26 protein-coding genes and 1 tRNA gene are annotated in these 23,101 nt (G+C 63.0%); 22 read left to right on the top strand and 5 right to left on the bottom strand.

Translation table 11 applies throughout. The features are described from left to right. Nucleotides 1–142 precede the first annotated feature (142 nt). Together THIVI_RS12360 and THIVI_RS12355 are read left to right on the top strand one after the other, a co-directional pair. A complete protein-coding gene (locus tag THIVI_RS12360) occupies nt 143–1,624 on the top strand; it encodes a sensor domain-containing diguanylate cyclase (RefSeq protein WP_014778929.1) in 1,482 nt (493 codons plus the stop codon). Nucleotides 1,625–1,669: 45 nt separating this feature from the next. Beyond that, the gene (locus THIVI_RS12355; RefSeq protein WP_169315552.1) at nt 1,670–1,855 is read left to right on the top strand and encodes a hypothetical protein; all 186 of its coding nucleotides are present in this window, start codon (nt 1,670–1,672) and stop codon (nt 1,853–1,855) included. Between the two features lie 11 nt (nt 1,856–1,866). On the opposite strand, the gene THIVI_RS12350 is transcribed toward THIVI_RS12355, so the two are convergent. Continuing rightward, a tRNA-Pro gene (locus THIVI_RS12350) sits at nt 1,867–1,943 on the bottom strand. A gap of 15 nt (nt 1,944–1,958) precedes the next feature. Further along, nucleotides 1,959–2,927, bottom strand: coding sequence for a polyprenyl synthetase family protein (locus tag THIVI_RS12345; RefSeq protein ID WP_014778928.1), 969 nt, complete (start codon nt 2,925–2,927; stop codon nt 1,959–1,961). 311 nt (nt 2,928–3,238) lie between these two features. Here THIVI_RS12345 and rplU point away from each other — a divergent pair, with 311 nt between their 5' ends. From rplU to proB, 4 genes are all read left to right on the top strand, one after another. Beyond that, nucleotides 3,239–3,553: a 50S ribosomal protein L21 gene (rplU, locus tag THIVI_RS12340; protein ID WP_014778927.1), complete on the top strand. Its 315-nt coding sequence runs from the start codon at nt 3,239–3,241 to the stop codon at nt 3,551–3,553. A gap of 13 nt (nt 3,554–3,566) precedes the next feature. After that, entirely contained in the window at nt 3,567–3,824 is a 258-nt protein-coding gene (gene rpmA / locus THIVI_RS12335) for a 50S ribosomal protein L27 (protein WP_014778926.1), read from the top strand. Between the two features lie 114 nt (nt 3,825–3,938). Beyond that, a complete protein-coding gene (gene cgtA / locus THIVI_RS12330; RefSeq protein WP_014778925.1) occupies nt 3,939–5,060 on the top strand; it encodes an Obg family GTPase CgtA in 1,122 nt (373 codons plus the stop codon). A gap of 18 nt (nt 5,061–5,078) precedes the next feature. Further along, the gene (gene proB / locus THIVI_RS12325) at nt 5,079–6,203 is read left to right on the top strand and encodes a glutamate 5-kinase (RefSeq protein ID WP_014778924.1); all 1,125 of its coding nucleotides are present in this window, start codon (nt 5,079–5,081) and stop codon (nt 6,201–6,203) included. 212 nt (nt 6,204–6,415) lie between these two features. Here proB and THIVI_RS12320 read toward each other — a convergent pair whose 3' ends face one another. Next, the gene (locus tag THIVI_RS12320) at nt 6,416–7,870 is read right to left on the bottom strand and encodes a TrkH family potassium uptake protein (protein ID WP_014778923.1); all 1,455 of its coding nucleotides are present in this window, start codon (nt 7,868–7,870) and stop codon (nt 6,416–6,418) included. Further along, complete coding sequence (gene trkA, locus THIVI_RS12315) at nt 7,870–9,279, bottom strand: Trk system potassium transporter TrkA (RefSeq protein ID WP_014778922.1); 1,410 nt, start codon at nt 9,277–9,279, stop codon at nt 7,870–7,872. Before trkA ends, THIVI_RS12320 begins: the two co-directional genes overlap by 1 nt. Before the next feature lie 427 nt (nt 9,280–9,706). On the opposite strand from trkA, the gene THIVI_RS12310 reads away from it, so the two are divergent. Continuing rightward, a complete protein-coding gene (locus THIVI_RS12310; protein WP_014778921.1) occupies nt 9,707–11,968 on the top strand; it encodes an NADP-dependent malic enzyme in 2,262 nt (753 codons plus the stop codon). A gap of 51 nt (nt 11,969–12,019) precedes the next feature. Here THIVI_RS12310 and THIVI_RS12305 read toward each other — a convergent pair whose 3' ends face one another. Beyond that, a complete protein-coding gene (locus THIVI_RS12305) occupies nt 12,020–13,147 on the bottom strand; it encodes a glycosyltransferase (protein ID WP_014778920.1) in 1,128 nt (375 codons plus the stop codon). A 261-nt stretch (nt 13,148–13,408) separates the two neighbouring features. Here THIVI_RS12305 and THIVI_RS24725 point away from each other — a divergent pair, with 261 nt between their 5' ends. The 15 genes from THIVI_RS24725 to modA all read left to right on the top strand — a co-directional run bounded on the left by THIVI_RS24725 (nt 13,409) and on the right by modA (nt 23,100). After that, nucleotides 13,409–13,561: a hypothetical protein gene (locus tag THIVI_RS24725; RefSeq protein WP_014778919.1), complete on the top strand. Its 153-nt coding sequence runs from the start codon at nt 13,409–13,411 to the stop codon at nt 13,559–13,561. A gap of 21 nt (nt 13,562–13,582) precedes the next feature. Then, on the top strand, nt 13,583–14,554 hold the full coding sequence (locus tag THIVI_RS12300; protein ID WP_014778918.1) for an SLAC1 anion channel family protein: 972 nt from the start codon (nt 13,583–13,585) through the stop codon (nt 14,552–14,554). Nucleotides 14,555–14,649: 95 nt separating this feature from the next. Next, nucleotides 14,650–15,552, top strand: a complete 903-nt coding sequence (locus tag THIVI_RS22815) for an OmpA family protein (protein ID WP_014778917.1) — start codon at nt 14,650–14,652, stop codon at nt 15,550–15,552. Nucleotides 15,553–15,840: 288 nt separating this feature from the next. Further along, nucleotides 15,841–16,446, top strand: coding sequence for an imidazoleglycerol-phosphate dehydratase HisB (gene hisB, locus THIVI_RS12290; protein WP_014778916.1), 606 nt, complete (start codon nt 15,841–15,843; stop codon nt 16,444–16,446). 61 nt (nt 16,447–16,507) lie between these two features. Next, nucleotides 16,508–17,251 (top strand): 1-(5-phosphoribosyl)-5-[(5-phosphoribosylamino)methylideneamino]imidazole-4-carboxamide isomerase, encoded by a 744-nt coding sequence (gene hisA, locus THIVI_RS12285; protein ID WP_014778915.1) that lies wholly within the window; start codon nt 16,508–16,510, stop codon nt 17,249–17,251. Nucleotides 17,252–17,278: 27 nt separating this feature from the next. Beyond that, entirely contained in the window at nt 17,279–17,674 is a 396-nt protein-coding gene (hisI, locus tag THIVI_RS12280) for a phosphoribosyl-AMP cyclohydrolase (protein WP_014778914.1), read from the top strand. A gap of 15 nt (nt 17,675–17,689) precedes the next feature. Further along, on the top strand, nt 17,690–18,007 hold the full coding sequence (locus THIVI_RS12275; RefSeq protein ID WP_014778913.1) for a phosphoribosyl-ATP diphosphatase: 318 nt from the start codon (nt 17,690–17,692) through the stop codon (nt 18,005–18,007). A gap of 60 nt (nt 18,008–18,067) precedes the next feature. Then, entirely contained in the window at nt 18,068–18,331 is a 264-nt protein-coding gene (locus tag THIVI_RS12270; RefSeq protein ID WP_014778912.1) for a SemiSWEET transporter, read from the top strand. A gap of 7 nt (nt 18,332–18,338) precedes the next feature. Continuing rightward, nucleotides 18,339–18,725, top strand: a complete 387-nt coding sequence (crcB, locus tag THIVI_RS12265; RefSeq protein ID WP_014778911.1) for a fluoride efflux transporter CrcB — start codon at nt 18,339–18,341, stop codon at nt 18,723–18,725. Between the two features lie 52 nt (nt 18,726–18,777). After that, nucleotides 18,778–19,128 (top strand): DUF190 domain-containing protein, encoded by a 351-nt coding sequence (locus THIVI_RS12260; RefSeq protein ID WP_014778910.1) that lies wholly within the window; start codon nt 18,778–18,780, stop codon nt 19,126–19,128. Between the two features lie 36 nt (nt 19,129–19,164). Then, nucleotides 19,165–19,692, top strand: coding sequence for a disulfide bond formation protein B (locus tag THIVI_RS12255; RefSeq protein ID WP_014778909.1), 528 nt, complete (start codon nt 19,165–19,167; stop codon nt 19,690–19,692). Nucleotides 19,693–19,699: 7 nt separating this feature from the next. Next, a complete protein-coding gene (locus tag THIVI_RS12250; RefSeq protein ID WP_014778908.1) occupies nt 19,700–20,509 on the top strand; it encodes a TOBE domain-containing protein in 810 nt (269 codons plus the stop codon). 504 nt (nt 20,510–21,013) lie between these two features. Next, nucleotides 21,014–21,418 (top strand): hypothetical protein, encoded by a 405-nt coding sequence (locus THIVI_RS12245; protein ID WP_014778907.1) that lies wholly within the window; start codon nt 21,014–21,016, stop codon nt 21,416–21,418. 308 nt (nt 21,419–21,726) lie between these two features. After that, nucleotides 21,727–22,149 (top strand): TOBE domain-containing protein, encoded by a 423-nt coding sequence (locus THIVI_RS12240; protein ID WP_014778906.1) that lies wholly within the window; start codon nt 21,727–21,729, stop codon nt 22,147–22,149. Between the two features lie 201 nt (nt 22,150–22,350). Further along, on the top strand, nt 22,351–23,100 hold the full coding sequence (modA, locus tag THIVI_RS12235) for a molybdate ABC transporter substrate-binding protein (protein ID WP_014778905.1): 750 nt from the start codon (nt 22,351–22,353) through the stop codon (nt 23,098–23,100). Nucleotide 23,101: the final 1 nt, after the last annotated feature.

Raw genomic sequence — 23,101 nt, 5'->3', positions numbered from 1 at the left:
CATCCGTGCGTGGTGACATTGCATCCGTTCGCGGTGAGTCCTGAGTCCGTCGAAGGGTCGAACCATGAACGGCTTCACGCGCCGAGCCCCGGATTTCCCATTCGTCCCATTCGACCGAACCTCAACACGCGAGAGCGACCTCATGCCACCCCCCGATGATTCCTCTCCGGTGTCGGAACCGGATCCAGACCTGCGCCACCGGGCCGAGACCCGACTCGCCACCCAGGCGAACCCAGGGATGGATGCCTTCATGTCCGAGACGGCCGAACGGCTGGTCCACGAGCTGCGCGCGCATCAGCTCGAACTGGAGATGCAGAACGAGGAGCTGCGTCACACCCAGGATGCGCTGGAGTGGTCGCGCGCCCGCTATTTCGACCTCTACGACCTCGCCCCCGTGGGGTATCTGACCCTTAGCGGCGCGGGGCTGATCCAGGAGACCAACCTCGCCGCGGCCACCCTGCTGGGCACCTCGCGGAGCAGCCTGGTCGGGCTGCCGCTGACGCAATTTATCCTCCCCGCGGATCAGGACATCTATTACCGCTGTCGCCGCCAGCGCCGCGCCGCGGGCGAGCGCAAGTCCTGCGAGCTGCGCCTGCGGCAGGCGTCCGGGCAGCAGGTCTGGGGTTTTCTGGAAATCGGCCTGGCGCCGGAGACGCAGGGCGACCAGCCGCTCTGGCGGCTCATACTGATCGACATCAGCGCGCGCAAACACACCGAACAAGTGCTGATGGACACCAAGAAGCGGTTGCGGCGGGTGGCGGAGATTGCCGAATTAACCTTTTGGGAATGGGATACGCACACGAACGAGGTGTTTTTCCCGTCTGAATGGTGGCAGCAAACCGGCTATTCACTCGACGAATTGCCGCATCGACTGGAGGGTTGGGCGGCCTTGCTGCACCCGGAGGATCGGGTCCGCATTCTCGATGCTCTCGACCGCTTCGTGGAGGCGCATGCCGCGCCGTGCGAGATGCAATACCGACTGCGGTGCAGGGATGGGTTCTATCGCTGGTTCGTCGCACGCCTGGAGGCGACCCTGGACGCCCAGGGCGCGCTGGAGCGGGTGCTGCTGGTGCATCAGGATGTCACCCGGCGTAAAGCCGCCGAGGACCGTGCGATTCATCTGGCCCAACACGATCCACTGACCGGCCTGCCCAGTCGCGCCTTGCTGGATCAACTGGCCAATCACATGCTGGCGAGCGCCCGGCGGGCGGGCGGTCAGTTGGCGGTGTTGTTTTTCGATCTGGATCACTTCAAGGCGGTCAACGATACCTATGGTCATCCGGTGGGCGATCAGCTTCTGCAAGGCTTCGCGATTCGGCTGCTGGACGCCTTCCGCGCGGAGGATCTGATCGCCCGACTCGGCGGCGACGAGTTCATCGTCGTCCTGGCGAACGTCCGCGACCGCGAGGACGTGGCGAGCGCGGCGCGCGGCGCCATCGCGGATTTGACGCCACCCTATCCGATTGCGGGGCTGGAACTGCAGTGTCTGCCCAGTCTCGGCATTAGCCTGTTCCCGCAAGATGGCGACACCATCGACGCGCTGATCCAGCGCGCGGATGCCGCCATGTATCAAGCCAAGCAGATCAGTCCCGGTCGCTATCAGTTCGCGACCGAGAGTTCGTGACCGAGGCACTCAATGAGGCGCGATCTGCGGCAGACTCCCGCCGAGTTGAACGCCCTGTTTCGCGATCTCTTGATCGGCGTCACCAACTTTTTCCGCGATCCGGCGGCCTTTCAGGCGCTGGAGGAGAGGGTGATTCCCACGCACACGGTTTCGCGCCAGTCACTGCCCGGACTCTCCTCAGAAAAGCGACTTGGGCGACATGAAAAAGCCGCTGTTAAGCGGCTTATTTAAATCGTGAATGTTGGTCGGGGTGACAGGATTCGAACCTGCGACTTCTGCCTCCCGAAGACAGCGCTCTACCAAGCTGAGCTACACCCCGAAAACGGGTAAATCGTCAATGCGTGCGACTGACCGCAAAATCCGCCATCATGGCGAGAGCCTCGGTTGCCGCGGAAGCGGGCAGGGCTTCGAGCGCATCCCTTGCCCGCGTCACGTAGGTTTTTGCAAGCTGGGTAGTGTAGGCGATCGCATCGGTCGACGCAATCGCCTCGACCACGACATCGATCCGGTCGCGTCCGCCGTTTTCGATGGCGTCACGCAGCAGCGCGCGCTGCTCCGGGGTGCCGACAGCCATGGCCCGGATCACGGGCAGCGTGGGCTTGCCTTCGTCCAGGTCGTCGCCCACATTTTTTCCCAGTTCGGCATTGTCGACGCTGTAATCGAGCGCGTCGTCGATCAACTGGAAGGCGATCCCGAGGCTCAGGCCATAGTCGGCGGCGGCCTTCTCGATCACGGACGACGAGCCGGCCAGCACGGCGCCGAGCCGAACCCCCGCCTCGAACAGGGTGGCGGTCTTGCGGGTGATGACTTCCATGTAACGCGCCTCGTCGGTGTCCGGGTCGCGCTCGTTGAGCAGTTGCAGCACCTCGCCCTCGGCGATGCGGTTGGTCGCGTGCGCCAGCACTTCCATCACGCGCATGCTGCCGACGTCGACCATCATTTCAAAGGCGCGCGAGTAGAGGAAATCGCCCACCAGCACGCTGGCGTCATTGCCCCAGACGACGTTGGCGGTCTCGCGATTGCGGCGCAGTTCGGAGCCGTCGACGACATCGTCGTGCAGCAGGGTGGAGGTGTGAATGAATTCGACGACGGCGGCAAGATCGATGTGACGCTCTCCCTCGTAGCCGCAGGCGCGCGCGGCGAGCAGCACGCACAGCGGGCGCAGACGCTTGCCGCCGCTGTTGACGATGTAGTGACCGATCTGGTTGATCAGGACAACATCAGACTGGAGTCGGCGCAGGATCAAGGCGTCCACGGCCTTCGAGTCCTCGGCGACAGGGTGTCGAATCGTGGAGAGATCCATGGGTATCTGGGGTCTGTCGATGATGGCGGCCGATCCTAGGTGCGGCGCGGGCGACTGTCAAGCTGCCTGCTCAGGGTTATATTTGGATTTCATGTCGATGAAGCCAAGGTTACGCCAATTCGGTTGTCCCGGTCGACTGCCGATCGAGGAACTCTACCGTGGCGGTTTCCGAATTGCGGTCCGCCCGGGTGAAGTCGAGTCGTTTCGTCGATCTAAACGATTGACGCGTAGTGCCTCTTCGGTTATGCTTCCGCTTCTTTGTTCCGGCGCCGGGCGTCGACAATTCCGAACAGTCCTGGGGATTTTCAGACATGTACGCGGTCATTCAAACCGGCGGTAAACAATACCGGGTTTCCGAAGGTGATACGGTTAAAGTGGAGAAGCTCCTTGCCGAGGCTGGCGCGAGCATCGACATCGACCAGGTTCTGATGGTCGCCGATGGCGATGACGTCAAGGTCGGCAAGCCCTATCTCGACGGTGTCAGGGTAACCGCGACGGTCGAAAGTCACGGGCGAGCGAAAAAGGTCAAGATCGTTAAATTTCGCCGTCGCAAGCACTATCTGAAGCGCCAGGGCCATCGTCAATGGTTTACTGCGCTCAAGATCGTCAGCATCAGCGCCGGTTGAGGAGTAGGCTCCGATGGCACATAAAAAAGCAGGCGGCAGTTCACGCAACGGTCGCGATTCCGAATCCAAACGCTTAGGCGTCAAGGTGTTTGGCGGTCAAACCGTCACGGCAGGCAGCATCATCATCCGCCAGCGTGGCACCAAGTTTCACAATGGCGTCAACGTCGGTTGCGGTCGGGATCACACCTTGTTCGCGCTGCGCGACGGTGTCGTGAAATTCGTGGTGCAGGGGCCGAAAAACCGTAAGTTCGTCACTGTCGAGAGCGCCTGATTTCCCCGTTGGGAGCGGCGTTCGCCTGTCATGGGCGTCAAGCGGTGAGCCTCGTCCCTGGGACGGGGCTTTTTCATTTGCGCGTTTTATAAACCACCGGGTCGGATCAAGCTCATGAAGTTCGTCGACGAGGCATTCATACGGGTCGAGGCCGGCGATGGCGGCAACGGCTGCGTGAGCTTTCGCCGCGAAAAATACATCCCCTTCGGCGGTCCCAATGGCGGCGACGGGGGCGATGGCGGAAGCGTCTATCTGCTCGCCGACAACAACATCAACACCCTGGTGGATTTCCGCTATCAGCGCACGCATCGTGCCGAGCGCGGGCAGAACGGCATGAGCAAGGACATGACCGGGCGCGGCGGCGAGGATCTCGTCGTCCCGGTGCCGGTCGGGACGCGGGTGTTCGAGCAGGACACCGGCGAACTGATCGGCGAACTGCTGGAGCCGGGTCAGCGCATGCTGGTCGCGCAGGGCGGTTTTCATGGCATCGGCAATGCGCGCTATAAATCCAGCACCAACCGCGCGCCGCGTCAGTCCAAGCCGGGGACGCCGGGCGAACGCCGCGATCTCCATCTTGAACTCATTTTGCTGGCGGATGTTGGCCTGCTCGGATTTCCGAACGCCGGCAAGTCGTCCCTGATCCGTCAGGTCTCCAGCGCGCGCCCCAAGGTCGCCGACTATCCCTTCACGACGCTCTATCCCAATCTGGGCGTGGTGCGGGTCGGGCAAAATCGCAGTTTCGTGGTCGCCGACATCCCCGGCGTGATCGAGGGCGCCGCCGAGGGCGCCGGTCTGGGGATTCATTTCCTGAAACATCTCGCGCGCACCCGCCTGCTGCTGCATCTGGTGGACATCGCGCCGCTGGGCGATCAGGAGGATCCCGCCGGGCAGGTACGCAAGATCGAGGCCGAGTTGGCTGCCTTCGGTGGCGATCTCACGGAGAAGGAACGCTGGCTGGTTCTGAACAAGATCGATCTGCTCGATGAGGATGACTATCGGGAGCGTCAGGCGCAACTGTTGGCGGATCTCGATTGGCGGGGACCGGTCCATGGGATCTCCGCGCTGACCGGTCAAGGCACGGCCGAGCTTGTCAACGATCTGATGAGTCGTCTCGAGCAACTGAAGGTCGATCCCGACGCCAGTCTTGGCGCGGATCTGGCGCGGACGGATCCCGCTGCCTCCGAATGGGACATGCCGGCTACGCCCGACGCGGGCGAGTGGCATCCGCTCGATTGATTCTCGGTTGCTCTCGCCATGATTACCCGCGAAACCCTGTCCAACACCCGCCGCTGGGTCGTCAAAATCGGCAGTGCGCTGCTGACGCAGGACGGTCACGGCCTGGAGCGCGAGATGCTCGTGCCTTGGGTCGAACAGATGGCGGCGCGTCGCCTGGCGGGCGGCGAGGTCGTGCTGGTGTCCTCCGGCGCGGTGGCGGAAGGCATGGCCCGGATGGGTTGGCGACAACGCCCCAAGGCGCTACACGAACTCCAGGCCGCGGCCGCCGTCGGCCAGATGGGATTGGTGCGCGCCTATGAGGCTTGTTTTCAGGCCCGTGGACTGCACACCGCCCAAGTGCTCCTGACGCGCGACGATCTCGCTGATCGTGTCCGCTATCTCAATGCCCGCAGCACCCTGCGCACCCTGCTCAAGCTCGGCGTGATCCCGGTCATCAACGAAAACGACACGGTCGCGACCGACGAACTCCGTTTCGGCGACAACGACACCCTCGCCGCGCTGGTCGCCAATCTGATCGAGGCCGATCTGCTGATCCTGCTTACCGACCAGGATGGGCTCTTTGATCGGGATCCCCGTTTCAACCCCGATGCACGCCTGATCGCCGAGACCTGGGTCGACGACCCACTGCTGGACGAGGTCGCCGGCGGCAGCGTGACCGGACTCGGAACCGGTGGCATGGTGACCAAGGTGCGCGCGGCGCGGCTGGCGGCGCGCTCCGGCACGCCGACCGTCATCGCCCCCGGACGCGGTGTCGAGGTGCTGACCCGCATCGGTCGCGGCGAGCCAGCGGGCACCCTGCTGATCCCGTTCCAGGGGCCGCAGGCCGCGCGCAAGCAGTGGCTCGCCGGCCATTTGCAATCGCGCGGGCGACTCATCCTGGATGCCGGCGCGGTCAATGCCTTGCGCGAAAAAGGCACCAGCCTGCTTGCGGTTGGGGTTCGGGAGGTACGGGGGAAATTCAATCGCGGCGAGGTCGTGTCCTGTGTCGACGAGACCGGGAAGGAGATCGCGCGCGGTCTGATCAATTATGACGCCGTGGAGGCGGACCGCATCAAGGGGCAATCGTCGGCCCGTTTCGAGGCGATTTTGGGCTACCTGGACGATCAGGAATTGATCCACCGCGACAACCTGGTGATCTTGTAAACCGCGTCCAGTGCGGTATGCGATGTTTTGGATTGGAGTAACCTTGGCCGCATCGACGATAGTCGGAGCGGACGCGGTTTAAGATATTAAAAAAGATAAAATTTTAAACCGCGTCTCTCGTGAGGCTGGTGAAATCCCCAGAGCCACACACAAACTGAAAATTACGCATGTCGCGCTGGACGCGGTTTAGCAAGTCTTCAAAGGCCCTCAGGCTATTTCCGCCAGAACATCGGCGTCAAGAGGATCAGCAGCGAGAAGACCTCCAGCCGGCCGAGCAGCATGGTAAAGCTCAACACCCAGAGATCGTAGTCGGTCAGGCCGGCATAGTTGGCCGCGGGTCCGACCTGTCCGAGTCCGGGGCCCATGTTGTTGATGCAGGCGATGACCGCGCTGAAGGCCGAGATGAAATCGAGCCCGCCGAAGATGAGCAGGAAGGTCATGGCCACGATGCTCATGAAATAGAGAAAGATGAACCCCAGGATGGCCACGACCACGCGGTTGGGAACGGCCATCCCGCCGACCGTGACTGGGGCCGCGAGCGCTGGATGCAGCAGCCGGGTCAGTTCGCGCGAGCTTTGGCGCACCAAGATCAGGGTGCGGATCATCTTGATGCCGCCACCGGTCGAGCCGGAGCTGGCGGTGAGCGCGGACAGAAAGAGCATCCAGAAGGGGACGAAGGTTGGCCAGAGGGCATAGTCCGTGCTGACGAAACCGCAGTCGGTCGCGATCGAGACCAGATTGAAACTGACATGGCGCAGGGCGGTCCAGAAGCTGGCGTAGACCTCGCCGAGCCAGAGATAGACTGCGCAGCCGAGACAACTGACCAGCAGCACGGACAGCACCCCCTTGACCTCCGCGTCGCGCCAATAGGGCCGGAAGCTGCGTTCGCGCCAGACGGTAAAGTGGGTGGCGAAGTTCAGGGCGGCCACCACCATGAAAAAGATCAGAACCCCCTCGATGAGGGGCGAATCGAAGGCGCCGACGCTGGCGTCGCGTGTGGAAAAGCCGCCCAGGCTGAGCGCCGAGAAGGCGTGACAGATGGCATCGAACCAGCCCATGCCAGCCAGTCGCAGGCTCAGTGCGCAGGCGAGCGTGATGACGAAGTACACGCTCCAGAGCACCGCGGCGGTGTCGGCGATGCGGGCGGTGAGCCGGGCGTCCTTGATGGGTCCGGGAACCTCGGCGCGAAACAATTGCATGCCGCCGACGCCGAGCATGGGCAGGATGGCGACCGCCAGTACGATGATGCCCATGCCGCCCAGCCAGTTGAGTTCATGACGCCAGAGATTGATGGTGGGAGCCACGGTATCGAGTCCGACCATCACCGTGGCGCCGGTCGTGGTCATCCCGGACATGGTCTCGAAGAAGGCATCGGTGAAGGAGAGTTGCTCATGCAGGATGAGCGGCACGGTGGCGATAGCGGCGGTGAGCGTCCAGGCCAGGGCCACCAGGATGAAGCCATCGCGGGCCTTCAATTCCGCCTGATACCCTCGGGTCGAGAGCGTGAGCGCGCCACCGGCGATCAGGCAGGCGCCCAGACTGACCACGAAGGTGAGCAGGGTGCCGTCGCGATACACGACCGCGCAGACGATCGGCATCAGATAGGCGATGCCGAAGATCATCAGCAGGCGCCCCAGGACATTGGCGACCGAGAGCAGCGAGCGCATCAGAAAAAGGCCAGACCGACCTGGAAATAGCGTTCGACCTTGGGCACCAGATCCTTGCTCGCCAGGAAGAGGATGACATGATCCTCGGGCTCGATGAGTGTGTCGCCATGGGCGATCAGCACCTGACCGAGACGCAGGCTGGCGCCTGGAATGTCGCGGCTGACCCCGCGCACGATGGCGCCGATGCTGGCCCCCTTGGGCAAGTCCAGGTCGTGGATCCGCCGACCGATCACCTTGGAGGTGGTGAGGTCGCCATGGACCACGAATTCCAGCGCCTCCGCCGCCCCCCGGCGCAGACTGTGCACCGCCGCCACGTCGCCGCGGCGCACATGCGCGAGCAGCGAGCCGATGGAGATCTGGGCCGGCGAGAGGGCGATATCGATGCGGTCGGCCTGGAGCAGATCCGCGTAGGCGCGCCGATTGATCAGGGCCAGTACGCGGCGCGCGCCGAGACTCTTGGCCAGCAGCGCGGCCAGGATGTTGTTTTCGTCGTCGTTGGTCAGGGCAAGGAAGATGTCCATTTCCTCGATATTCTCGGCGGCGAGCAGGTTCTCGTCCGTGGCGTCGCCATGCAACACCAGCGACTGCGTCAGGGTGGCGCCGAGTTCCCGGGCGCGCGCCTCATCGGCCTCGATCACCTTGACCTGATAGCGCTCCTGCGCGACGCCCGCCAGCCGGGAGCCGATGTTGCCGCCGCCCGCGATCATGATCCGTCGCGTCGGCTGGTCGCGGCGGCGCAACTCGCTCATCACCTGACGGATGTCGCGGGTTGCCGCCAGGAAAAAGACCTCGTCGCCCGCCTCGATCAGGGTGTCGCCCTCGGGCACGATGGGCTGATCCCCGCGGTAGATGGCGGCGATGCGGGCGTCGATCCTCGGCATGTGGCGGCGCAGGTCGGAGACCGGATGTCCGACCAGCGGACCGCCCGCCAGGGCGCGCGCGGCGACCAGACTGACCATGCCGTCGGCGAATTCGAGCACTTGCAGCGCCTCGGGAAATCCGATCAGCTTGAGAAGATAATCGGTGACGATCTGCTCCGGGCAGATGCTGAAGTCCACCGCGAAATTCCTGCCGTCCAGTAGCTCGGGATGCTGGGCGTAATCGGCCGAGCGCAGCCGCGCGATCTTGGTCGGGATCTTGAAGAGGGTGTCGGCGGTGCGGCAGGCGCAGAGATTGGTCTGATCGCTCTGGGTGACGGCGATCAGCAGGTCGGTATCCTCGGCCCCAGCCTGGCGCAGCACCGAGGGCAACGCCGCGTTCCCGGCCACGGTACGTAGATCCAGATGATCCTGCAATTGGCGCAGGCGCCGGGTGTCGGTGTCGATGACGGTGATTTCGTTGGCTTCGGAGACCAGGCTTTCGGCCACCGACGCGCCGACCTGACCGGCGCCCAGAATGATGATCTTCACGATTGAAGCGCGTCCAGTATGATTCGGCGTCGTTGCGAATGATCACGCGATCCTAATCGGTCGGACGGCGATTGACTACCGCCAACCGCGGATGCCTGCAATTTTCAGTGTGGACTGACGTTCGCCGTCTCCTGAAGCCGTTCGTGGTGAGGCACTCGAACCACGAACGGCTTCAGGAGACGGGGCCGAGCCGCTCGAAAAGGTCGAGAACCAGGAAGGCGCACGGCGAGGCTGTTGCCCCATTTTGCAACCTATACACGCATGGGGTTCCCCGGAATGTCGCTACAGGGATCAACGTTATCGCAGTGCTCGCCCGCGGCGCGATGCCTGCGCGCTAGGGCTTTGCGGTAACATGCTGCACTGCATCATCGAACCGTAAAGGCCGGTCACAGGCCACGGCGCCACCAAACCATTTCCGGAGATCCAGATGTCAGACGAACTCGACCAGAGCGCACTCGATTATCATCGCTATCCCAAGCCTGGCAAACTGGAGATCAAGGCCACCAAGCCGCTCGCCAATCAGCGCGATCTGGCCCTGGCCTATTCGCCCGGCGTCGCCGCCGCCTGCCGCGAGATCGAGCGCGATCCGCTCAACGCCTCGCACTACACCTCGCGGGGCAATCTGGTCGCGGTCATCACCAATGGCACCGCCGTGCTGGGTCTGGGCGCCATCGGCGCGCTGGCCTCCAAGCCGGTGATGGAAGGCAAGGCGGTGCTGTTCAAACAGTTCGCCGATATCGACGTGTTCGATATCGAGATCGAGGAGCGCGACCCGCAAGCCTTCATCGAGACCGTGGCCCGGCTCGAACCCAGCTTCGGCGGCATCAATCTGGAAGACATCAAGGCGCCGGAATGTTTCGTCATCGAGCGCGCGCTCAAGGCGCGCATGGGGATCCCGGTTTTCCATGACGACCAGCACGGGACCGCCATCGTCGTCTCGGCGGCGATCCTCAACGGTCTGCGAGCGGTCGGCAAGGAGATCGGCCAGGCGCGGTTGGTCACTTCCGGCGCCGGGGCCGCCGCGCTGGCGTGCGTGGATCTGCTGGTCGAACTCGGTCTGCGCAAGGACAATGTCACCCTGACCGACATCGCGGGTGTCGTCCATCAGGGACGTGTCAAGGAGATGGACGAGTACAAGGGCCGATACGCGATCGACACCGAGCACCGCACCCTGGAACAGGCGATCGAGGGCGCGGATATCTTCCTCGGCCTATCGGCGGCCGGGGTGCTGAAGGCGGAATGGCTGTCCCGCATGGCGGACGCGCCCATCATTATGGCGCTTGCCAATCCGGTGCCCGAGATCATGCCCGACCTCGCCCGCGCGGCGCGCCCGGACGCCATCATCGCCACCGGGCGTTCCGATTTTCCCAATCAGGTCAACAACGTTCTCTGTTTCCCCTTCATCTTCCGCGGCGCGCTCGACTGCGGCGCGAGCGAGATCAACGAGGCAATGAAGACGGCCTGCGTGCGTGCCATCGCCGATCTGGCCATGGCCGAACCTTCGGACATCGTGCGCAAGGCGTATGGCGGCCATCAACTCCAGTTCGGCCCCGAGTATCTGATCCCCAAGCCCTTCGATCCGCGTCTGATGGAGCATCTGGCTCCGGCGGTCGCCCGCGCGGCGATGGAGAGCGGGGTCGCGACCCGGCCCATCGCGGACCTCGACGCCTACCGCCAGTCGCTGCGCCATCGCGCCTTCCGCACCGGCATGACCATGAAGCCGGTCTTCGATCAGGCCCGCATGGCGCCCAAGCGGGTGATCTTCGCCGAGGGCGAGGACGAGCGCGTGCTCCAGGTCGCCCAGCAGGCGGTCGCCGAGGGCATCGCGCGACCGCTGTTGATCGGGCGTCCGGAAGTCATCGGCAACCGTCTTGGCGAGTTAGGACTGAGCATCCGTCCCGAGCGCGATTTCGACCTCGTCGTTCCTTGCGAGAATCCGAACTTCGAGACCCATTGGAAGACCTTCTATGACCGCGTCAAGCGTCGTGGTTATGCCCCCGACGAAGTGCGCGAATACATCCGCAACGACCCGACCGTACTGGCCGCGACCATGGTCCGTTGCGGCGATGCCGACGCCATGATCTGTGGCATCGTCGGACGCTATGCCCGTCACCTCAAGCATGTCGAGGAGGCCATCGGCACCGCGCCCGGCGTGCGGCGGCTCACGGCCATGAGCGCGCTGGTGCTTCCGGCCGGTCCGCTCTTCATCGCCGATACCTATGTGCAGATCGATCCGAGCGCCGAGGATCTGGCGGAGATCGCGCGACTCTGCGCGGCGGAGGTCAAACGGTTTGGCCTCGTTCCCAAGGTTGCGCTGCTGTCGCACTCCAATTTTGGCAGCGACGACTCGCCCGGTGCCGCCAAGATGAACGAGGCGGTGCGTCTGCTGCGCGAACAGGATCCGGGGTTGGAGGTCGAAGGCGAGATGCACGCCAACCTCGCCTTCGATGCCATCGGACGCGAGGCGCGCTTCCCGGAGTCGCGTCTGACGGGACGCGCCAATCTGCTCGTCATGCCCAATCAGGACGCAGCCAATATTGCCTTCAACCTGCTGCGCTCGCTGAACGAGGGCGGCGCCTTCGGTCCCATGCTGCTGGGCACCGAGTATGCCGCCCACATCGTCACCCCGAGCGTCTCGGTGCGTGGTCTGCTCAACATGACCGCGTTGGCGGTGGTTCAGGCGGGTTGAGTTTTCGACTGTCCGTCTGGACGAGCATCGCGCCTGAAAACCGAGGGCGCTTCAATCGAATGCGCCGTTCGCGGCGTTCCGGAGTGCCCGCAGATAGCGCCCGGCGCTGCGACTTTGTTCATATTCCGCAACGGCGCCGCGCAGAACCGCCGACGGGAGCGGATTTTCGAGCGTCGCCCGCATCGCCTCGGCGAGACCCGCGACATCGCCGACCGGCACCAGGGGACCATAACGCCCGCCATCCAGGATCTCGGAGGGACCGCTCGGGCAGTTCGTCGCGACCACCGGAACGCCGAGCGCCATGGCCTCGGTCAGCACATTGGGCGAACCCTCCCAGGCGGACGACAGCACGAATAACCCGGCGCGCGCCAGAAAGGGGTAGGGGTTCGTCTGAAAACCGGGCAGGTCGACGCTGGCGGCGAGGCCCAGTCTGGCGGTCAGCGCCTCCAGCTTGGCACGACCGGAACCCTCGCCAAGGATCAGCAGCCGGCAATCATGGGTTGCGCGCAGCCGGGCGAAGGCGCGGATCAGGGTCGGAAAATCCTTCTGGCGTTGCAGACGTCCCGCGCCCAGGATCACCGGCGGTTGACCGGGCACCAGCCAGGGATGCGCGCAGGACGCAGCCGCCTGCGTGTCCAGCTCCGGGGTGATGACGGGGTTGCGGATCACCTCGATCCGCGCGCGCGGGATTCGGGCGATGCGCGCGGTGTCGTCGGCGACGCCATTGGAGACGGCGACGATGCGCTCGATTCGCGGATAGAGCAGGCGGATCGGCGCATAGCGCAACCAGCGCTCGGGGGGCGTGCGCTCGGCCATGGCGGTCGACAGATTGGTTCCGAGACGCAGCAGGATGGGCGTTTCGGTCCGCGCCAGCATGCGCGCCAGCACCGCCGCGCGTCCGGCTCGGTCCTTGACCGCCAGCAGGGCCGCGGGACGACGCTCGCGCAAATACCGGGCAAGCGCGGGGATCGCCAAAAAGGTGTGTTTTTCCTCCAGGCGGATTTGATTGACCTGCGCGGGCAGGCGGGTCAAATGGGGGCTCTCGGCGCGGACCAGAATCAAATCGACCGGCTGGCCAAGAGCCACGAAGCCGCGCAGCAGATTGATCAGCATGCGCTCGACGCCGCCGCTCCCCGAGAAGGAGGCGAAAACGGCAATGGGCGGTTGAGTCGAGGACATGAGGTCAGTCGGCCTGTCGGTTCATGGTGTGTCTGGGGGCGGAGTGCCGGTCATCTGTCCGCGCGAGTGTCGCGAGGAGGGTCAAGCTCCGGATGGTTGTCCTGCGGGGATTCCGGATTTCGTTCGACTCCATAACCAAGCTATCTGCTCCGATATTTGTCAATGCATCGGTGTTGGCGGCTCCGTAGACTGTGCGGCAACTCACCCCCCGACCGCAAGACCGCCACGCTGACCGCCGGGCGGCGTCAACGGAGATTCATCATGACAACCAATCAATGTACTCGGATTCAACCGCTGTTCCTGGAATACAAGTCCGTCGTTCGCAAGCCTTTCGGCCTCTGGTCTTATGAAGTGGGCGCAACGGCGGTACTGCTCGGCATTCTGCTGTTCGCGCCGACCCTGACGCTCCTTTAACGAACGCAGCCAGGATCTCCGATGACAACGCAAACACTCGACAGCTCGCGGATCGAACACTTTCCGATCTCGTTTTTCGCGATGGTCATGGGCATGGCCGGCCTGACCATCGCCTGGGAAAAGGCGCAATCCGTCCTGCATCTGGATTTGGGCATCAGCCCCTGGCTGGTCGGCCTGACGACGACCCTGTTCGTGGTTCTGGCGGGGTTTTACGGAATCAAGCTGGCGGTCTATCGTCAGTCGGTGCTCAAGGAGTTGCACCACCCGATCAAGCTGAACTTTTTTCCGACCATCTCGATCAGTCTGCTGCTGCTCGCGATCGCCTTCCTGCATCTGGTCCCGTCCGTGAGCCTGGGGCTTTGGCTGACGGGCGCTTCCCTGCATCTGTTGTTCACGCTCTATGTGGTGAGTGTCTGGATTCATCACGAACATTTTCAGATTCATCACATGAATCCGGCCTGGTTCATTCCGGCCGTGGGCAATGTCCTGGTGCCGATCGCCGGGGTGCCTCTGGGATACGGGGAGGTCTCCTGGTTCTTTTTCAGCGTCGGCATCCTGTTCTGGATCGTGCTGATGACGATCATCATCTATCGGGTGATGTTTCATCACCCCATCGAAGCCCGTCTGATGCCGACCCTGTTTATCCTGATTGCCCCGCCCGCGGTCGGTTTCATCGCCTATATGCGACTCGTCGGCGAGATGGACAGCTTTTCGCGCATGCTTTATTACAGCGCGCTGTTTCTGACCCTGTTGCTGTTCACGCAGGCGAGACGTTTCCTGAAGTTGCATTTTTTCCTGTCCTGGTGGGCGTATTCCTTTCCGCTGGCGGCGTTCAGTATTGCCAGCATGGTGATGTTCGAGCGCACGGGCGGTGATGTTTACCGCTATCTAGGGGTGGGCGTGCTGACGATGTTGACCGGAATCGTCGCGTTGCTGCTGGCGGCCACGGCGGTGGCGGTCCGCGATCATCGTATCTGTTCGCCGGATCATTAGTTTAGGCGCTAAGGGATGGCTGGAGCCGACGTCGAGTGAGGCATTGGTCCAGCGCGATTCATTTCACCCGCAGACACAAAAGAACAGGAAACACCATGTCCGACGCCAATCCAGCACCACCGGCGCAGTCAGCGCCAGAACGAAAACCAGAGTCGGCGTTACAGCAAAAATCGCTCCTGGCGGTCGGTTTTCTGATCCTGATGTTCGCCTCGGGACTGTTGCTCGTCTATCTGGTCGACGCGACGCAGCCGATAACGGCCGTCGGTCAGGATGACACGCATGCCGGGATCGCGAGCCCGAATTCGGCCGAGTCGATCGCCGCCAAGGTATCCGACGCGTCCTCCGCGCGCGCGCCTGAGTCGTGGGCGGATCCTCGGGTGGTCCAGGAAACGCAGGCCATGCGTGAATTGCTGGCAGTCACGGAGCAAAAGGTCCAGACCCTGGAGGATGACCTGGAGGCATGGAAGGACCAGCAGGCCAAGGCGTTCGAGCGCGAGCGTCAGCGTATCGCCGATGCTCTGGCCGCCATCGCGCAAGCGCGCCAGGGGGAACCGGCGGAAGACAACGCATCCGATCGGGCACGGGACGATTCGCTCGCTCAGTTCAAGCGCGACTATGCCGCCCTCAATGCGCAATTCACGGATGACGGCGTACTGGTGTCGCTCGCCGAGTCCGATCTCAATTTCCCGATGGGCGGGGCAGCCTTGCCGGCCGCTCGGACGGCAAGTCTGGAGAAGGTCGCGGAATTTCTGGGCCAGCATCCGAATCTGACGGTCCTTCTGCAAGGTCATACCGATAGCCTGGGTAGTGCGGCACGGAATCTCGGACTGTCCGAACAGCGTGCCATTGCCATCAAGGCGGCGTTGGTCGGTTTGGGAGTCGCGCAGGACCGCATTCGCGCCGAAGGAATAGGCGAGGCCAAGCCGATCGCCAGCAATGACACCGCAGAGGGTCGGAGCAGGAACCGTCGGGTCGAACTCTACCTGATCGAGCGTTAAACCTGATGTGAGCAGTCAGCCTCCAGCCTACAGCGCGGACCATCGGAGGCTTGGCGGTTTTCCGTTTCAATCGGTCGTTCACCCACTGGAAAGGCGAAAGCCCCGACAGTCGCGGGACAAGGCCGAACGCTGGCGGCGCTTTCTCTGTTAAATCCTGTGGGCAAGACAGACGTTGCTTTGTCTTGCGCCCTCCCACTATCCATCGGCGTTGCGGCGCTCACGGCTCTTCTGGTCCAGTGCCCGTCTGTGGTTAAATGACACCCTTTCAGGCCACGCAACGATCACTCAATGGCTGTCGACACCCTTCCTCGTCGGGCGCGCATCGAACGCAAGACACTGGAAACCCGGATCTGCGTCACGCTGGATCTCGACGGCAGCGGCCGTTCGCGTTTCCAGACCGGCGTGCCCTTTCTGGATCACATGCTCGATCAGGTGGCCCGCCACGGTCTGATCGATCTCGACATCGAGGCGGTGGGCGATCTGCACATCGACGCCCATCACACGGTCGAGGATCTCGGGATCACGCTCGGTCAGGCGCTGGCCAGCGCGCTGGGCGACAAGCAGGGAATCCGTCGCTACGGTCATGCCTATGTGCCGCTGGACGAGGCGCTTTCGCGCGTGGTCATCGACCTCTCCGGCCGTCCCGGTCTGGTGTATCAGGTGGACTTCACCCGTGCCCTGATCGGCGCCTTCGACGTGGACCTTTTTCATGAATTCTTCCAGGGTTTGGTCAATCACGCGGGCATGACACTGCACATCGACAACCTGCGCGGCGTCAACGCGCACCATCAGGCCGAGACCATCTTCAAGGCGTTTGGGCGCGCGCTGCGCATGGCTGTCGAGCCCGATCCGCGCATGGCCGGCATCCTGCCTTCGACGAAGGGCGCTTTGTGAGGTCAGTTGTTGCCTAATGCCTGATTCCCGCGATCTATTTCTGTGATGGGAGAACAATCCAGTGCTGCTGATCCCCGCAATCGATTTGAAAGACGGGCGCTGCGTGCGTCTGCGTCAGGGTCGCATGGACGACGAGACCATCTTTTCCGACCATCCGGTCGAGATGGCCGGGCGCTGGGTGGGCGAGGGCGCTCGCCGGCTGCATCTGGTCGATCTCAATGGCGCCTTCGCCGGCGAGCCGATGAATGGCGCGTCGATTCGCGAGATCACCGAGGCGTATCCGGGTTTGCCGATCCAGGTCGGCGGCGGCATCCGCTATGAGAAGACCATCGAAGCCTATCTGAAAGCCGGTGTCGCCTATTGCATTATCGGCACCCAGGCAGTCAAGGATCCTGAATTTGTCGCGCGTGCCTGCCGCTCCTTTCCGGGGCAGGTCATGGTGGGGCTCGATGCCAGGGATGGACAGGTCGCGATCAAGGGTTGGGCCGAAATGACTCCCCATCGGGTCGAGGATCTGGCCAAGCGCTTCGAGGACGACGGTGTCACCGCCATCGTCTATACCGACATCGGACGCGACGGCATGCTGACCGGACCCAATGTCGAGGCGACCCGCGCGTTGGCCGATGCGATCCGCATTCCGATCATCGCTTCCGGCGGAATCACGACGATCGACGATATCCGCGCCTTGGCGGAGAGCGCCGGCAGCGGCATCACCGCCGCCATCACCGGTCGCGCCATCTATGAAGGGACGCTCGACTTTGCCGAGGGTCAGAGGCTGGCCGACCTGCTGAATCCATCCGACTAAACCGCGTCTAAAGCGAGAACGAAACCTATGTCCGATCAGTGGCTCGACGCCATCAAATGGGGAGCGGACGGGCTGGTGCCCGCCATCGCCCAGGAAACCGGGACCGGCGTCATCCTGATGATGGCCTGGATGAATCGCGAGTCGCTCGGACTCACCCGCGAGACCGGGCATGCCGTGTACTGGTCGCGATCGCGCGGCCGGCTGTGGCACAAGGGCGAGGAATCCGGGCATCAGCAGGTCGTGCACGCGATCCGGATCGATTGCGATGCCGATGTCGTCGTCATCGAGGTCGAACAAAAGGGCGGGATTGCCTGTCACACCGGGCGTCACCACTGCTTCTACCGCGAACTGGACGCCAACGGCGACTGGTCCGAGATTGCGCCGGTGCTGAAGGATCCGGATGCCATCTATCGTCAATCCTGAGCGGGGCCGGCCACGATGAGCGATATCCTCGAACGTCTCTCCGTGATCCTGGAAGAACGCAAGGCGGCCGACCCCGAGTCATCCTATGTTGCCAAGCTCTATGCCAAGGGGCTTGACGCCATCCTCAAGAAGATCGGCGAGGAGGCCACCGAAACCGTCATGGCGGCCAAGGATGGGGTTCCCGAGAAAATTGTGTACGAGGTCGCGGATCTGTGGTTCCACACCCTGGTGCTGCTGGCCCAGCAGGGCTTGGGGCCGGAGCAGGTGCTGGCTGAACTGGATCGTCGCTTCGGGCTCTCGGGCCTGGACGAGAAGACCCGTCGCGTTCAGTAAGGTGATTTCCTGAAAACAAGTTTGGCTGAGAACCCCTTTTCCCCTCCAGGCGCGGTCACCATGTCACATCCGGATCTGCTCGGCTATGCCGCGGCCTTTTTGACCACGGCATCTTTCGTCCCTCAGGTTTGGCAAACTCTGCGCACCCGCGACACCCGCGCCCTTTCGCTCTGGATGTATCTCCTGTTCACGGTCGGCGTCGCCTTGTGGGGCGTTTACGGCATCTTGCTCGGGGCCTGGCCGATCATCCTCGCCAACGGCGTGACCCTGCTGCTGGCGACGATCGTTCTCTGGCATAAGCTGACCGAGCCGCGGGAATCCTGAGCGCGGTATGACGCTTCTGTCCGTTTTCTCGGTTTTCACCGGCGCCGGACTCGGCGCGCTGCTCCGCTGGTTCCTGGGCAGCCGGCTCAATCCGCTCTTTCCGACCCTGCCGCTCGGAACCCTGGCGGCCAACCTGCTGGGCGGGCTGCTGATCGGACTGGCCGTCGCCTGGTTTTCCCGGCATCCCGGTCTGCCACCGGAAGCGCGCCTGCTCATCATCACCGGCTTTCTTGGCGGTCTCACCACCTTTTCCACCTTTTCGGCGGAGGTGGTCAATCTGCTGGCGCGGGGCGACTATCTTTGGGGCATGGGGGCAATCATGGCGCATCTGACCGGCTCGCTGGCCATGACGGCGCTCGGCCTGTGGCTGGCCTATCTGCTGATGCGCGGTTGACGCCGGGGCGGAAGCGGTCTGGAATTTCACGTCTCTCAAGAGGAGCGCGGCCATGCAGGGGTGTTTTCTCAAATTTTATGTCGCCGAAAACCGCCGCCATCATCGCAAACTGGCGTATGAATGGCTGCTGGAGGAGGCGCGGTCCATGGGCTTCCATGGCGGTTCGGCGTTTCGCGCACTGGCGGGGTTCGGCCGCCACGGGCGTCTGCACGAAGAGCATTTCTTCGAGCTTGCCGGGGATCTGCCGGTCGAGGTCGGATTCGTGCTCACCGAGGCGGAGGCGGATCGTTTCATTGCCCATCTCGGCGCCCAGGGTTTGAGCCTCTTCTATCTGCGCGTGCCCGTTGAAGCGGGCTTTACCAATGGGGGCGCTCGGATTGATGGCTCCGCGCCGACGGTTTGACGGTCCAACTGAACGACCTAAAAGGAATCTCGAACAATGCTAAAGATCGCACCGCGTCCGGTCTGGATGCTACTGGCCATGCTCGGCGCATCGGCCGCCCTGGCGAGTCTGATCCTGACGCCCTGGCTGAATCTGGCTCCCTGTCATCTCTGCATCTTTCAGCGTCTGCTGTTCATGCTGATGGCACTGTTGGCGACGGTTGCCGCGCTGGCCGAGTCCCCTGGCGGGTCGCGTCTGGCGGTCCAAGGGTCCGGTCTGGCGTTGTTGGTGCTCGCCGCCGTCGGTGCCGGCGTCGCCGCCTATCAGAGCTGGCTGCAATACCAGCCGTTGGACACGGCATCCTGTGTCGGCGGTCAATTAGGCCCCATCGAACGTCTGATCGAATGGCTCGGTCAACAGGCGCCATCGCTCTTCCTGGCCAGCGGATTCTGCGAAAATCGAGAGTTGGTGATCCTGGGGCTATCGCTCGCGAACTGGGCCTTTTTCCTGTTCGTCCTGACGCTTGCCGTCACGGCTTGGACGCTTTGGCGGGGCTGGCACTCCCCGCGCGCGACCCGGTTCTGATCCCGTCATGTCGAACAAACCGCCACTCAACGTCGCTGGCCAATTCTGGCTCAACGTCAACGATGTCGCCTTTCTCGGCGAGGAGCGTATCGCGCTCCTGGAACAGATCGCCGAACGGGGCTCCATCACCCAGGCCGCCAAGTCGCTCAAGATCAGCTACAAGGCCGCCTGGGACGCGGTGGACGCGATGAACAACGTCGCTCCCGCGCCGGTGGTGGCGACCGCGACCGGCGGTCGGGGCGGCGGCGGCGCGCGTCTCACCGACGAGGGCCGCCGCCTGATCGCCGCCTATCGCACCATCGCCATCGAATACGCCCGCTTTCTGGACGGGATCAATGCCGCCATGGGCGACTCGACGGCGGCGCTCGACCTGCTGCGCCGGCTCGCCATGCGCACCAGCGCCCGCAATCAGCTCATCGGGCGGATCGTCTCCGTCACCGCCCGTACCGTGGATGCCGAGATCCTGATCGAGATCCAGGGCGGCGAACGCATCGCCGCCGGGGTCACCAACGAAAGCGTCGAGTCGCTGGGTCTGCGTCCCGGCCGTCAGGTCTGGGCTTTGATCAAGGCGGTCGCCGTCGGCATCGTTCGGGCGCCTGATCCTGGGGCGAGCGTCGGCGTCAATGTGCTGTGCGGGCTGGTCCAGCGAGTGACCCGCAGCGATGGACCGGCCGAGGTGGTGGTCGCGCTCTCCTCCGGGGTCACGCTTCGTGGGGTCGTTGCGTCGGACGATCTCGACCGCCTGGGGATTGCCGAAGGCAAAACCGCCTGCGCCATCTTCCCCGCCTCCGGCGTCATCATCGGTGTGGACAATTAGACCGCGTTAAGCCGTGTCCGGCATGGCGTGCGTTGTTTCGCGTTGAGCGGGCTCCTACGAGTAAGATTTTTCACGAAAATCACCTAAGTTTTTTCTGCGTCCTTCGTTCTCATGACACCGCTCAGCGGTGTCACGCATCGGACTGCGCTCCGCGCCGTCGTGCCATCGTCCCAATAAGGGAATCCCCGTGTTTCGCTCTGGACGGCAATGTCAGAAGTGATCCTCAGTCTCTGTCGCAAAGCCGCCAGGTTCCACGCGCATTGGCCGAAATCCGCCAAGATCGCTATTCCTACTTCGCATGGCCGAGCATAAAAAGTTTTAAAAACAGGGTTTAATTTTTGTCATCAGGCTTTGGCATTTATCGTGCTTTAGGAATTGCGCGAGTGCGCGCCGATGCGTGCCGCGAGACCTTTCCGCCGACCTTTTCAGGGCAGTGATCAACGCTCCCTGACGATCATGATTCGGCGGCTCAACCGAACGATCACGCCCCGATGAGCAATGGTCATGACGCATTCGCCCTGTATCTTCGGTGAAGTGCCCCGTGGGCCTCGACGTAACCTGGACAAGTGCTGCCAACCCCGCTGGCAGTCCTGGCTCCCCGGGCCTTGGCGAGCATTCGCGATTCCTCCCCAGTCGTTCCGGATCTATCGGGAATATGAGGTTCCGGCACGGCGGGTGATTGGCGACGATCAGGCCGGAAAGCCCTGCTTCTGCGCCTCCGATTATCGACTGATCGAACCGCGCTCGGATGACGACGAAGAGATCTATCCCGCTCTGACCTACGCGGAATCGCTACAGGCGTGGCGACTCCTGGACGGACGCTGGCTCGTCCGCCGCTGGCGGCAGCCTTTCGGGGAGGATGGCGACGCGGAGACCAGTCTCGGTTTCGACACGCGGATGCCGCGATGACCCTGTGCGCTCGCGCGATGACCCTGTGCGCTCGGATGGGGCGATTCCGGTGCCGTTTTGATCAAGAACGCTGTATCTCATTGAAAATAACGATTTCCATAACAGCAAAGTTTAATTGCTTTTTATTCGATGTGAAGCGTTGTATCATTTTTCATATAGAGCTGGCTTGTCCAGCAACCCATGCCAGACCTTAATCTAGTAATTCGTTGACGATCCGACGCGCGACATGGCCGGACAGATCGTCGACGCCACGGCAACCTGCTCCGAACCCTCAACCCTCAACCCTCAAGACAGGAGATAGACCCAGCATGCAGACCAGTGCCCGCAATCAATTCCACGGCACCGTGAAATCGGTCGACAAAGGCGCCGTCAATGCCGAGGTCATCCTCGACATCGGCGGTCTCGAACTCACGGCCATCGTGACCAATCGCAGCGTCGATCATCTGGGACTCGCGCCCGGACGGGAGGCCTATGCGCTGGTCAAGGCGCCCTCGGTCATCCTTCTCACCGATCCAGCGATCAAGACCAGCGCCCGCAATCAGATCTGGGGCACGGTCGCGCGCTGCGAGGAGGGCGCGGTCAACGCCATCGTCGTGATCCAGTCGGACAGTGGCCCGGAGCTGACGGCGGCGATCACGCTCGACAGCCTGAATGGTCTGGGACTGAAGGCGGGTGTGCGCGCCTGCGCTCTGATCAAGGCGTCTCAGATCATTCTGGCCACCAAATCCTGAGATCCGGTATCAGGAACCGCAAAGGCACAAAGTCCGCAAAGAAAAACAAGAGCTTGTAATGCGCATGGCATTCATTCCTTGGGTGAGTATCGTCATCAAGACAAGACATTGAAATCCTTTCCGCCCTTTGTGTTCTTTGCGGTTCGACGGCTTTTTTTAGGTTCAATCTTTCATTGTTCACCACGTTTGAGGAAACGGCCGATGCATCCTGTTCGCAACCTACCCCTGATCCTGGCCCTGTGCGCGACCGGCGTGGTCCAGGCCGACGACATCCAGTTGGCCGTCGCCGCCAATTTCACCGCGCCCATGAAAGAGATCGCCGCCGCCTTCGAGCAGGAGACCGGGCATCAGGTCAAGGCGGCCTATGGCGCGACCGGTAAGTTTTTCGCGCAGATCAAGAACGGAGCACCCTTCGATGCGTTTCTGGCCGCCGACGAGACGACTCCGACCAAACTGGTCGCGGAAGGCGCCGCGGTGAAGGAAAGCCAATTCACCTATGCGGTCGGAACCCTGGTGCTTTGGTCGGCCAAGCCGGATGTCGTGGACGACGCGGGCAAGGTGCTTGCCGCCGGCGATTTCCAGAAGGTGGCCATCGCCAATCCCAAGACGGCGCCCTATGGCGCCGCCACCCTGGAAGTGCTGACGGGGCTGGGACTGCTGGACGCGATTCAGCCGAAATTCGTGACCGGCGAGAACATCGCCCAGACGTTCCAGTTCGCGAGCACCGGCAATGCCGAGTTGGGCTTCGTGGCTCTGTCACAAGTGATGAAAGACGGCAAAATCGCCCAGGGATCGGCCTGGATCATTCCCGGCAAGCTCCATGCGCCGATCCGTCAGGACGCGGTCGTGCTGGAGAATGGCCGGGACAGGCCAGCGGTCGCGGCACTGATGGACTATCTCAAGGGCGAGCGGGCGCAAACCATCATCCGCGCCTTCGGCTACGAGATCTAAA

Source organism: Thiocystis violascens DSM 198, from assembly GCF_000227745.2.
Taxonomy (GTDB): domain Bacteria; phylum Pseudomonadota; class Gammaproteobacteria; order Chromatiales; family Chromatiaceae; genus Chromatium; species Chromatium violascens.
The sequence above is the reverse complement of the archived record's forward strand: the minus strand, read 5'-3'. Positions and strand labels throughout refer to the sequence as shown.

Bases quoted from the DNA above. Each gene is read 5' to 3' on its own strand.
- THIVI_RS12270 (WP_014778912.1), top strand. From the start codon at position 18,068: ATGTCACATCCGGATCTGCTCGGCTATGCCGCGGCCTTTTTGACCACG.
- THIVI_RS12310 (WP_014778921.1), top strand. From the start codon at position 9,707: ATGTCAGACGAACTCGACCAGAGCGCACTCGATTATCATCGCTATCCC.
- THIVI_RS12250 (WP_014778908.1), top strand. From the start codon at position 19,700: ATGTCGAACAAACCGCCACTCAACGTCGCTGGCCAATTCTGGCTCAAC.
- THIVI_RS12345 (WP_014778928.1), bottom strand. From the start codon at position 2,927: ATGGATCTCTCCACGATTCGACACCCTGTCGCCGAGGACTCGAAGGCC.
- THIVI_RS12305 (WP_014778920.1), bottom strand. From the start codon at position 13,147: ATGTCCTCGACTCAACCGCCCATTGCCGTTTTCGCCTCCTTCTCGGGG.
- THIVI_RS12360 (WP_014778929.1), top strand. From the start codon at position 143: ATGCCACCCCCCGATGATTCCTCTCCGGTGTCGGAACCGGATCCAGAC.
- THIVI_RS12255 (WP_014778909.1), top strand. From the start codon at position 19,165: ATGCTAAAGATCGCACCGCGTCCGGTCTGGATGCTACTGGCCATGCTC.
- THIVI_RS12275 (WP_014778913.1), top strand. From the start codon at position 17,690: ATGAGCGATATCCTCGAACGTCTCTCCGTGATCCTGGAAGAACGCAAG.
- modA (WP_014778905.1), top strand. From the start codon at position 22,351: ATGCATCCTGTTCGCAACCTACCCCTGATCCTGGCCCTGTGCGCGACC.
- rpmA (WP_014778926.1), top strand. From the start codon at position 3,567: ATGGCACATAAAAAAGCAGGCGGCAGTTCACGCAACGGTCGCGATTCC.
- THIVI_RS12320 (WP_014778923.1), bottom strand. From the start codon at position 7,870: ATGCGCTCGCTGCTCTCGGTCGCCAATGTCCTGGGGCGCCTGCTGATG.
- hisI (WP_014778914.1), top strand. From the start codon at position 17,279: ATGTCCGATCAGTGGCTCGACGCCATCAAATGGGGAGCGGACGGGCTG.
- hisB (WP_014778916.1), top strand. From the start codon at position 15,841: ATGGCTGTCGACACCCTTCCTCGTCGGGCGCGCATCGAACGCAAGACA.
- THIVI_RS12240 (WP_014778906.1), top strand. From the start codon at position 21,727: ATGCAGACCAGTGCCCGCAATCAATTCCACGGCACCGTGAAATCGGTC.
- proB (WP_014778924.1), top strand. From the start codon at position 5,079: ATGATTACCCGCGAAACCCTGTCCAACACCCGCCGCTGGGTCGTCAAA.
- crcB (WP_014778911.1), top strand. From the start codon at position 18,339: ATGACGCTTCTGTCCGTTTTCTCGGTTTTCACCGGCGCCGGACTCGGC.
- THIVI_RS12245 (WP_014778907.1), top strand. From the start codon at position 21,014: ATGACGCATTCGCCCTGTATCTTCGGTGAAGTGCCCCGTGGGCCTCGA.
- rplU (WP_014778927.1), top strand. From the start codon at position 3,239: ATGTACGCGGTCATTCAAACCGGCGGTAAACAATACCGGGTTTCCGAA.
- THIVI_RS12300 (WP_014778918.1), top strand. From the start codon at position 13,583: ATGACAACGCAAACACTCGACAGCTCGCGGATCGAACACTTTCCGATC.
- THIVI_RS24725 (WP_014778919.1), top strand. From the start codon at position 13,409: ATGACAACCAATCAATGTACTCGGATTCAACCGCTGTTCCTGGAATAC.
- cgtA (WP_014778925.1), top strand. From the start codon at position 3,939: ATGAAGTTCGTCGACGAGGCATTCATACGGGTCGAGGCCGGCGATGGC.
- THIVI_RS12260 (WP_014778910.1), top strand. From the start codon at position 18,778: ATGCAGGGGTGTTTTCTCAAATTTTATGTCGCCGAAAACCGCCGCCAT.
- THIVI_RS22815 (WP_014778917.1), top strand. From the start codon at position 14,650: ATGTCCGACGCCAATCCAGCACCACCGGCGCAGTCAGCGCCAGAACGA.